The sequence below is a fragment of the Burkholderia sp. E168m23 genome (genome assembly GCF_016586125.1).
GTDB classification, from domain to species: domain Bacteria; phylum Pseudomonadota; class Gammaproteobacteria; order Burkholderiales; family Burkholderiaceae; genus Burkholderia; species Burkholderia orbicola.
Map to the genome: position 1 here is coordinate 1 of NZ_BCPP01000161.1, position 9,459 is coordinate 9,459.

The 9,459-nt window shown below is 63.3% G+C and carries 10 protein-coding genes; 5 read left to right on the forward strand and 5 right to left on the reverse strand.

What is annotated here, in order from left to right:
- The 4 genes from JMF90_RS11095 to JMF90_RS11110 form a co-directional block, all read right to left on the reverse strand.
- Positions 1–895 (reverse strand): IS66 family transposase (locus JMF90_RS11095; protein ID WP_201325105.1); only part of this gene is annotated, 895 nt, incomplete at its 3' end.
- A gap of 50 nt (positions 896–945) precedes the next feature.
- Positions 946–1,293 carry an IS66 family insertion sequence element accessory protein TnpB gene (tnpB, locus tag JMF90_RS11100; RefSeq protein WP_046543747.1) on the reverse strand — a complete coding sequence of 116 codons (348 nt, stop codon included), beginning with the start codon at positions 1,291–1,293 and terminating at the stop codon, positions 946–948.
- Positions 1,290–1,721 carry a transposase gene (locus JMF90_RS11105; RefSeq protein ID WP_063934034.1) on the reverse strand — a complete coding sequence of 144 codons (432 nt, stop codon included), beginning with the start codon at positions 1,719–1,721 and terminating at the stop codon, positions 1,290–1,292. The genes tnpB and JMF90_RS11105 overlap by 4 nt, the downstream gene beginning before the upstream one ends.
- Positions 1,722–1,868: 147 nt before the next feature.
- The gene (locus tag JMF90_RS11110; RefSeq protein ID WP_201325107.1) at positions 1,869–2,108 is read right to left on the reverse strand and encodes a hypothetical protein; all 240 of its coding nucleotides are present in this window, start codon (positions 2,106–2,108) and stop codon (positions 1,869–1,871) included.
- Between JMF90_RS11110 and JMF90_RS11115 the strand changes: the two genes are divergently transcribed.
- Together JMF90_RS11115 and JMF90_RS11120 are read left to right on the forward strand one after the other, a co-directional pair.
- Positions 2,005–4,080, forward strand: coding sequence for a molybdopterin-dependent oxidoreductase (locus tag JMF90_RS11115; RefSeq protein ID WP_175809494.1), 2,076 nt, complete (start codon positions 2,005–2,007; stop codon positions 4,078–4,080). The genes JMF90_RS11110 and JMF90_RS11115 overlap by 104 nt on opposite strands.
- Before the next feature lie 137 nt (positions 4,081–4,217).
- Positions 4,218–5,891: a long-chain fatty acid--CoA ligase gene (locus JMF90_RS11120; protein WP_006477028.1), complete on the forward strand. Its 1,674-nt coding sequence runs from the start codon at positions 4,218–4,220 to the stop codon at positions 5,889–5,891.
- A gap of 299 nt (positions 5,892–6,190) precedes the next feature.
- Here the strand turns inward: JMF90_RS11120 and JMF90_RS11125 are convergent, their stop codons facing one another.
- Entirely contained in the window at positions 6,191–7,342 is a 1,152-nt protein-coding gene (locus JMF90_RS11125; protein WP_023477229.1) for a porin, read from the reverse strand.
- A 276-nt stretch (positions 7,343–7,618) separates the two neighbouring features.
- Between JMF90_RS11125 and coq7 the strand changes: the two genes are divergently transcribed.
- The 3 genes from coq7 to mraW all read left to right on the forward strand — a co-directional run.
- Positions 7,619–8,245 (forward strand): 2-polyprenyl-3-methyl-6-methoxy-1,4-benzoquinone monooxygenase, encoded by a 627-nt coding sequence (gene coq7, locus JMF90_RS11130; protein WP_006477026.1) that lies wholly within the window; start codon positions 7,619–7,621, stop codon positions 8,243–8,245.
- Between the two features lie 386 nt (positions 8,246–8,631).
- Positions 8,632–9,060, forward strand: coding sequence for a division/cell wall cluster transcriptional repressor MraZ (mraZ, locus tag JMF90_RS11135; RefSeq protein ID WP_006477025.1), 429 nt, complete (start codon positions 8,632–8,634; stop codon positions 9,058–9,060).
- A gap of 23 nt (positions 9,061–9,083) precedes the next feature.
- The coding region (mraW, locus tag JMF90_RS11140) for a 16S rRNA (cytosine(1402)-N(4))-methyltransferase (protein WP_201325106.1) at positions 9,084–9,459 on the forward strand (376 nt) is incomplete at its 3' end.

A 9,459-nucleotide genomic window follows, 5' to 3' on the forward strand; every position in this document is an offset into this window, starting at 1 on the left:
AGCCCGCAAGATGTTCTCGAGGTCGCTCACCTTTGCGATCGGGTGAGTACCTGTACCAGACTGCTGGTGGCGCGCGGCTTCCCGCAGGGCGGTCATCCCGCACATAGGTCCACAGGCGCGCTGTGCGTGTCTTGCCACGCCCCGGCTCCAGCACAGGCACGGGCGTGTCGTCGGTATGAATCTTGTCTGCGTCGCGCACGTAACGGCCGAGTGCATCAGACAGCGGCCGCAGTAGCGCCGCTGCTTCACGCACCCACGAAGCCAGTGTCGCGCGATCCAGTTCGATGCCGGCGCGGCGATAGATGCCGGCCTGCCGGTACAGCGGCGTATGGTCAGCGTACTTCGCGACGACGACCTGTGCGAGCAGCCCGGCACCCGCCATCGAGCGCGCTATCGGTCGCGAAGGTGCTGGCTCCTGTACCACTGCAGCACAGCGCGGGCAGCTCAGCTTCGGACGTACGTGACGCAGTACCTTGAAGTAGCCGGGTACATAGTCGAGCACCTCCGAGACGTCTTCGCCGAGCGCGCGCATCTGTTTGCCGCATTCCGGGCATCCGCAGCTCGTTGGCGTATGAACAACCGTATCGCGAGGCAAATGGGCAGGGAAGTGCCGCGGTTTGCGGCGCAGCGAATTGAGGTTCGTAGTAGCCGATGTATCCGCAGTCGCGGCATCAGGCACCTTCGCCGGTGCGGCCATATCTGCTTCAGGAACAGGCAGCTCGCCGAGCGCGAGCTGCAGCTGGTCCATCAATTCTGTCATGCGCTCCGATGAGCGGCCGTACTGCCATCGCTTCAGCCTCGAGATCTCGGCCAGCAACTGCGCGATGGTCTCGTCACGCGAGGCAACGATGCGCTTGAGGGCGGCGATGTCATCGGGCAGATGGTTGGCAGGCATGCAGCCAGTGTAAATGAAGCCCACGCGCTTGTGGGTTCCCGCACCCGGCGTTACGCGGCGTGCGTCGGCTGCCACGTCCGCTCTGGATGCCGCCAGTCAATCCCCTCGAGCAGCATCGACAGTTGGGCAGCTGACAGATGGACTGTTCCCGAGTCCGCCTGCGGCCACACGAAGCGTCCTCGCTCGAGTCGTTTCGCGTACAGGTTCATGCCGTCGCCGCTCCACCATAAAATCTTGATGAGGTCACCGCGACGCCCACGAAACAGGAAGATGTGCCCCGAGAAGGGATCACGTCCGAGCGCTGACTGCACCAGCGTGGCAAGTCCATCCATGCCACGGCGCATATCGGTAACGCCCGCTGCCAGCCATACGCGGGTACCGCCTGGCGGCGCAATCATGCTGGCATCAGGCAGCGCAGCACGAGGCGCAACTGCACGGGGTCCACCATGCCCGTGACGCGTACACGGGCACCGTTCAGTTCGATCTCGATGCCCGACGCTGCCGATACGCTCTCGCGATGTGGCTCGACAGGCTGTAGAGCGAGCGACGCCAGTTCTGAAGTTTCGCCGGTCGGTGCATCAGGTAGCGCTACAGGCAGCAACACCGCTGTGCTGTGCGCCACGCCTTCAAACAGGCCCGCCCGCAGTTGCCGACGCCACTTGAACACCATATTGGGATTCAGTCCGTGCGCCTGCGCGAGCTTGGCCACCGAAATACCCGGCTCGCACGCCGCGACGGCAACTTGCCGTCTGTACTCCGGCGTGTAGTTCGGTCGGCCCTTGCGGTTCGACGCTCGCGCATCCCGTGTGTCCAAAGTAGTCCCCATCACTTGAAGTAACGGACATCACTTTGGACACCGGCTGCAGCTCTGTCCATGCGGCCACGAAATGACGCTTACATTGCTTATTGATCGTATCTTCGATCAAGACCACAATTTCTCCTCCGCAGCGTATCGACAAACGCGATCATATGATCAGCTTTCCGGCCGTGGCAGCCCGCCACCCTTCCACTCGACCGCCGCGCAGATCATCCAAAATCGCTGCGAAATGAACGCTTTATTCGGCGCGTCCACGTAAAATTTGCGAACACCCATCTCTGCATTCAAAACGATGAACGCCGCCACCCAGGTAGCCCGGGCCGTTTGCCCGCATGATTGTCCGGACACGTGCGCAATGCGTGTGACCGTCGAGAACGGCAAGGCAATCAAGGTCACGGGCGACCCCGACCATCCGCCGACGCAGGGCGTGTTGTGCACGAAAGTCAGTCGCTACGCGGATCGCGTTCACCATCCCGATCGCCTCACTGTCCCGCTCAAGCGCGTCGGCGCAAAAGGGGAAGGGCGCTTCGTGCCGATCAGCTGGAGCGAGGCGTTCGATGAGATCGGACGTCGCCTCGGTGAAATCGCCGCGCGTGCGCCGGAAGCGATCGTGCCGTACAGCTATGCGGGAACGATGGGGCTCGTGCAAGGCGAGGGCATTGCCCAACGCTTCTTCCACAAGCTCGGCGCTTCGCGGCTGGAGCGTGCGATCTGCGCGGCGGCCGGCGCAGCGGGGTTGCGATACACGTACGGCGGCAGTGTCGGCATGCACCTCGAGTACTTCGAGGAAAGCGAACTGATTCTGATATGGGGCGCGAATCCGATTGCATCGAGCCTGCACTTCTGGACCCGCGCCCAGGAAGCGAAGCGCCGTGGCGCGCGTCTGGTCGCGATCGACCCGTATCGTTCGCTGACCGCGGAGAAATGCCATCAGCACATTGCATTGAAGCCCGGTACCGATGGCGCGTTTGCGCTCGGCATGATGCATGTGTTGATCACCGAAAACCTGCTCGATCACGACTACATCGCCGACCATACGCTCGGCTTCGACGCGCTCAAGGCGCGCGCAATGTCCTATCCGCCGGAACGCGTTGCGCAGATCTGCGGCATCGATGCGTCGGAGCTGGTCGATCTTGCGCGTCGCTACGGCGCTACGCGCAAGGCGTCGATTCGCCTCAACTACGGTATGCAGCGTGTTCGAGGCGGCGGCAATGCGGTGCGTGCGATTGCCACCCTGCCGGCACTGACGGGGGCGTGGCGCGACCGGGCGGGCGGCCTGCTGCTCTCGTCGTCGGAATCCGCGCCGGTCAACCAGGCGGCGCTGCTGCGTCCGGATCTGATGCCGGGTTGGCCGCATAAGCTGCCGCGCATCATCAACATGAACGCGATCGGCGACGCGCTGCTGCACCCGGGCGACGCGACGTTCGGGCCAAAAGTCGAAGCGGTGATCGTGTACAACTCGAATCCGGTGGCGGTCGCGCCCGATTCGTCCAAGGTGGCCGCAGGTTTCGCGCGCGACGATCTGTTCACGGTCGTTCTCGAGCACTTCAAAACAGATACGGCCGATTTCGCCGACATTGTATTGCCGGCGACGACGCAGCTCGAGCATTTGGATGTCCATAAGTCGTACGGCCATACCTACGTGATGGCGAACCTGCCGGCGATTCCGCCGGTGGGTGACGCGCGGCCCAACACGGAGATCTTCCGCGGGATCGCGCGCAGCATGGGACTCGACGAACCGGCGCTTTATCACAGCGACGAAGAGGTCGCTCGCGCGGCGCTTCGCTGGGACGATCCGGCGCTCGACAGCGACTGGGACACGCTGAAGCAGGCCGGCTGGCTGAAGCTCAAGCTGCCGGAGGCGCCGTTTGCGAATGGTGGTTTCCGCACGCCCTCCGGCAAGTGCGAGTTTTACAGCCCCCGGCTCGAACAGATGGGTATGGACCCGGTCCCTGACTACCTGCCGCCGTTCGAGTCGGCTGAAGCCGCGCCCGAGCTTGCCGCGCGCTATCCGCTGGCGATGATTTCGCCGCCGGCCCGTCACTTTCTGAACAGCACGTTCGTCAACGTCGACAGCCTGCGCTCGACGGAAGGTGAGCCGCACCTCGACATGCACCCGTCCGACGCCGATGCACGCGGCATCGCGGAGGGCGACACCGTCCGCATCTTCAATGACCGCGGCTCGATGCAGGCGCTCGCGCGCATTACCGACCGGGCGCGTGCCGGGCTCGTCGTCGGATTGTCGATCTGGTGGAAGAAGCTGTCGCCGGACGGCAGGAACGCGAACGAGGTGACGAGTCAGGCGCTGACCGATTTGGGGAATTCGGCGACGTTTTACGATTGTCTTGTGGAAGTTGAGCGGATTTGATCGAATATCGCCGTATCATCAGACGAAATTGATATGGAAGTTCGAAGTGGACATCTAACCCTGTTGTCTCGGGGCGGGGGAGCCGTTACGATGCGTTTTAGCACGACCATTCGAAAATCTGTGAGGAGACGCGCGGTATGGACAAAATTTGGCTGAAATCGTACCCACCCGGCGTTCCAGCCGAAATTGACTCCTCTCCTTATCCGTCCGTCCCGGACCTGCTCGACGAGAGCTTCCGTCAGTATCGCGACCGTACCGCGTTCGTCTGCATGGGCAAGGGCATCACGTACGGCGAACTCGACAAGCTGTCGCGCCAGTTCGGCGCATGGCTGCAATCCCGCGGCCTGGCGCGCGGGGCGCGGGTCGCGATCATGATGCCGAACGTGCTGCAGTACCCGGTGACGATCGCCGCGGTCCTGCGCGCCGGCTATACCGTCGTCAACGTCAATCCGCTCTATACGCCGCGCGAACTCGAGCATCAGCTGAAGGACAGCGGTGCGGAGGCAATCGTCATCCTGGAGAATTTCGCGTCGACGCTGCAGGCCGTCATCGCCAATACGGCCGTCAAGCACGTGGTCGTCGCATCGATGGGCGATCTGCTGGGCATCAAGGGATGGCTCGTCAATTACGTGGTGCGCAACGTGAAGAAGATGGTGCCTGCGTGGCAGCTGCCGTCGTTCACGCGCTTCAAGGCCGCGCTGTCGGAGGGCGCGCGACTGGCGTTCAAGCCGCAGAAGATCGGCCCCGACGACGTCGCGTTCCTGCAGTACACGGGCGGTACGACCGGTGTCGCGAAGGGTGCGACGCTGCTGCACCGGAACATTGTGTCGAACGTGCTGCAGGCCGGCGCCTGGCACCATCCGGCTCACGAGAAGTATCCGGAGGTGGAACAGTTCGTGACAGTTGTCGCGCTGCCGCTGTATCACGTGTTCGCGCTGACCGTCTGCGGTTTCCTGACGATGCGGACGGGCGGCATGGGCATCCTGATCCCGAACCCGCGTGACATCGCCGGCATGATCAAGGAGCTGAAGGGCTACCAGATCTCGACGATTCCGGCCGTCAACACGCTCTACAACGCGCTGCTGAACCATCCCGAATTCGGTCAGCTTGACCTGTCGAAGCTCGTGATCGCCAACGGCGGCGGCATGGCGATCCAGGAGGGCGTCGCGAAGCGCTGGTATGAAAAGACGCGTACCGCGATCATCGAAGGATACGGGCTGTCCGAAACGTCGCCGGTGGCGACGTGCAACCCCGTGACGGCGACCGAATACAGCGGCACGATCGGCCTGCCGCTGCCGTCGACCGAAGTCGCGATCCGCGACGATGCCGGCAACGACGTCGCGCTCGGCGAGCCGGGCGAGATCTGCATCCGCGGGCCGCAGGTGATGGCCGGCTACTGGAACCGGCCGGACGAGACCGCGAAGGTCATGTTCGCGGACGGCTTCTTCAAGACGGGCGACGTCGGCGTGATGGATGCGCGCGGTTACGTGAAGATCGTCGATCGCAAGAAGGACATGATTCTGGTGTCCGGCTTCAACGTGTACCCGAACGAAGTCGAGGACGTGGTGGCGTCGCATCCGGGCGTGTTCGAGGTGGCGGCGGTCGGCGTGCCGGACGAGCATTCCGGCGAAGCCGTGAAGCTGTTCATCGTGAAAAAGGATCCGGCGCTGACCGACAAGGACATCCTTGCCTACTGCAAGGAGCGGCTCACCGGGTACAAGCGGCCGAAGCTGGTCGAGTTCCGTACGGAGCTGCCGAAGACGAACGTCGGCAAGATCCTGCGGCGCGAACTGCGCGATGGGCGTGCGTAACGCACGCAACGATGCGGTTGAACGAAAAGCCCGGCCTGTGCCGGGTTTTTTGTTTGCGGCTGCGGGTGGATGACCGGAAGCGCCCGTTTCGTGGGGGACGCGTCGGCAAGCCTTGTTTCAAGCTGACGGCTGGGGGGGCGTGTCGACAGCTACCGTCTGATCCACCGACCCACCGACCCACCGACCCACCGACCCACCGACCCACCGACCCGCTGATCCATCACCGTCACCGCCTCACCACAAAAGAAAAAGGCGCCCGAAGGCGCCTTCAATATGCTGCGGCTTGTCAGGCAAGCTGATTAGAACTTGTGACGGATACCGACGCGTGCCGCGACCTGGTTGCTCGTGCTCGACCCGGCCAGACCGTTGATCGCTGCCGTTGCCTTCAGGACGTTGCCGTTCGAATCGAGCACGTTGCCCGATGCGTGCTGGTACACGCCGATCGCGTAGACGTCGGTACGCTTCGACAGGAAGTAGTCGACGCCCAGCGAGCCCTGGTGGTACTTGGCTGCCGAGTTGCCGTCGATCTTGCTGCCTTGCGTGTAGTCGTACGCCGCGCCGAGGATCAACGCCGGGGTCAACTGGTACTTGAAGTTGATTTCGCCGTTGTTGAACGTCGCGGTCTGGTTCACGAACGGGCCTGCCGAGAAGCCCTTGAACTTCGTGTTCGAGTACGTCGCGCCGATCGTCGCTGCACCGAACGTGTAAGCACCGCCTGCACCGATGACCTGGTACGTGTTCGCGTTGTTCGCGTACGCGCCGTAGACCGGCGACGAAACCGACGACGACGTCGACCCGTTGTTGAACATGCCGCCGAACTGGTTCGGCGTACGTGCGTTCAAGTAACCGACGCCGAGGACGAGCGGGCCGTTGGTGTAGCCTGCGCCGAGCGACCAGACCTGGTTCTTCGAGAACTGGCCTGCCTGGCCGCCGAAGCTGTACAAGCCGCCGAACGTGAGGCCGCCGTAGTTCGCGCTCGTGAACTTGACCGCGTTGTTCACGCGATACGCGTTGTTGAAGTTGTCGAGGTCGCCCGGGTGAGCGGCGATGTAGCCGCCCCACTGGTCGCCTGCCTCGAGCGGGCCGACGAAGTCGACGACGGAGTCGTACTGACGGCCCAGCGTGACCGTACCGTACTGGCTCGACAGGCCGACGTAAGCCTGGCGACCGAACATCAGGCCGCCCTGACCGAGCCTGCCGCTGTTCACGTCGAAACCGTTTTCGAGGGTGAAGATCGCCTTCAGGCCGCCACCGAGGTCTTCGGTGCCGCGCAGGCCGAAGCGGCTACCCTGCATCACGCCGCTCGCCAGGCCGTACAGGTGCTTGCCGCCTGCGTTGTTGTTGAAGAGGAAGCCTTCATCGATGATGCCGTAAAGCGTCACGCTGCTTTGCGCATGGGCAGCGCCAGCGAACGCGCCCAGCGCGACGAGCGCGAGAAGCGACTTTTTCATTAGCGGATCTCCAAGAATCACTGAATTTTTTTGGCGGGGCGGATAGTTATGTTCTGGCGACGGGCCCCATCAACTTCGCAAGAAGTCGCACGTAATGTAGCAAAGCCGGTTTTTGCCACAAAGCGAAATGCTGCAGCTCAACACCGCCATGTTTCCTTTATGCAACAATGGTTAAAATCACGGGTTAACCGCAATTTCCGCTGAATAATCAAGTCGGTTACGGAGCGGACTCGTGCCCTTGCCGCGCGCAGCGGCACCTGCAGCCAGGAGAACAGGATGGTGTTGGATGAACTGATCAGCGAATTCGATCGCGGCCTGCGATCGCTGACCGGCATTAGCCGGATGAGCCGGCCGGTGCCCGTGCCGGCCGATACGCCGGACGTCGAACTGACGCCCGCCGAACGCACGCACGCGGCCGGCCTGATGCGCGTGAATCACGTCGGCGAGGTCTGCGCGCAGGCGCTCTACCAGGCGCAGAAGCTCACCGCGCGCACGGCGTCGGCGAAGGCGATGTTCGAGGAGGCCGCGCGCGAGGAGGAGGATCACCTCGCGTGGACCGCGCACCGCCTGAAGGAGCTCGATTCGCGCCCGAGCCTGCTGAATCCGCTGTGGTATGCCGGCGCCCTCGCGATCGGCGTGGCGGCCGGCACGCTCGGCGACAAGGTCAGCCTCGGCTTCATGGCCGAGACGGAGCGGCAGGTCGAGAGCCATCTCGAAGGTCACATGTCCGAGCTGCCGCCGACCGATACCGCGTCGCGCGCGATCGTCGACCAGATGCGGATCGACGAGGTGAAGCACGGCAAGGCCGCGACCGACGCCGGCGGGATCGAGCTGCCGCTGCCCGCGCGGATGCTGATGCGCGCCGCGTCGAAAGTCATGACGAGCACTGCGTACTATCTCTGAGATTTGCGCCGGGGTGGCGTGGGACGCCGCCCCGGTTCACCGCCCCCGATATCGCCCGCTCCCTCCTCGTTTTCCCGCCCCCGAAAGCCCCGTCCGCACGCCCGTCTGGCCCGTCTTTCTCACGTATCACCTTCACAAGTTGCACTAGCTCATTCATTTATAACGGTTTTTGGAATGAGGGGCCGCATGAGCATGTGCGCGTAAGTCCTTGTTCTAACTAACAAAATTCGTCAAAAAAGCGGGCCGCTCCCTTGACCGTGCCACACCCTTCCTCTAAAGTGGGAGACAGTGTGAGAAAGTGTATTTTTGTGTGATTTAGCAGGCTGTTCCGGCTAAATTCTCAGCATTGAGCGGGTGCTTCGGTGCCCTGAACGGGAGAGCGGAAAGTGTTCCAAGGGGCGTCGGCGCTGACGCTCGATGCGAAAGGGCGGATGTCGGTGCCGTCTCGCTATCGCGAAGCGCTGCAAGGACAGGCAGAAGGACGGGTGACTGTGACCAAGCACCCGGACGGCTGCCTGTTGCTGTTTCCGCGCCCCGAATGGGAAGTGTTCCGCGCCAAGATCGCCGCGCTGCCGATGGACGCGCACTGGTGGCGGCGAATTTTTCTCGGCAATGCGATGGACGTCGATCTCGACAGCGCGGGCCGGATTCTTGTATCGCCCGAGCTGCGCATGGCAGCCGGACTGGAAAAGGAAGTCATGTTGTTGGGAATGGGTAGTCACTTCGAGCTGTGGGATTCGCAGACCTACAACGCGAAGGAGCAGGCGGCGATGGCGCAGGGCATGCCCGACGCGCTGAAGAATTTCACGTTCTGATTGCGGTGACGGAGACGCCCGCGATGGGAAATGAATTGCGGCATCGGACGGTGCTGTTGGATGAAGCGGTCGAGTCGCTCGTGACGCGGCCGGACGGCGTGTACGTCGACGGCACGTTCGGGCGCGGCGGGCACAGCCGCGCGGTGCTCGCGCGGCTGGCGTCGGCCGGGCGGCTGATCGCGTTCGACAAGGATCCGAGGGCGATCGAGACGGCGCAGGGCATCGAGGATGCGCGCTTCTCGATCGTGCATGACAGCTTTGCATCGATGCGCGACGCGCTTGCGGCGCGCGGCGTCGAGAAGGTGTCGGGGGTGTTGCTGGACCTGGGCGTGTCCTCGCCGCAGGTGGACGATCCGGCGCGCGGCTTCAGTTTCCGCGCCGATGGTCCGCTGGACATGC

What these genes read in the sequence shown, in the direction of transcription:
- coq7 (WP_006477026.1), top strand. Translation starts at nt 7,619, where the DNA reads ATGGTGTTGGATGAACTGATCAGCGAATTCGATCGCGGCCTGCGATCG.
- JMF90_RS11115 (WP_175809494.1), top strand. Translation starts at nt 2,005, where the DNA reads ATGAACGCCGCCACCCAGGTAGCCCGGGCCGTTTGCCCGCATGATTGT.
- tnpB (WP_046543747.1), bottom strand. Translation starts at nt 1,293, where the DNA reads ATGATTGCGCCGCCAGGCGGTACCCGCGTATGGCTGGCAGCGGGCGTT.
- JMF90_RS11125 (WP_023477229.1), bottom strand. Translation starts at nt 7,342, where the DNA reads ATGAAAAAGTCGCTTCTCGCGCTCGTCGCGCTGGGCGCGTTCGCTGGC.
- JMF90_RS11105 (WP_063934034.1), bottom strand. Translation starts at nt 1,721, where the DNA reads ATGGGGACTACTTTGGACACACGGGATGCGCGAGCGTCGAACCGCAAG.
- JMF90_RS11120 (WP_006477028.1), top strand. Translation starts at nt 4,218, where the DNA reads ATGGACAAAATTTGGCTGAAATCGTACCCACCCGGCGTTCCAGCCGAA.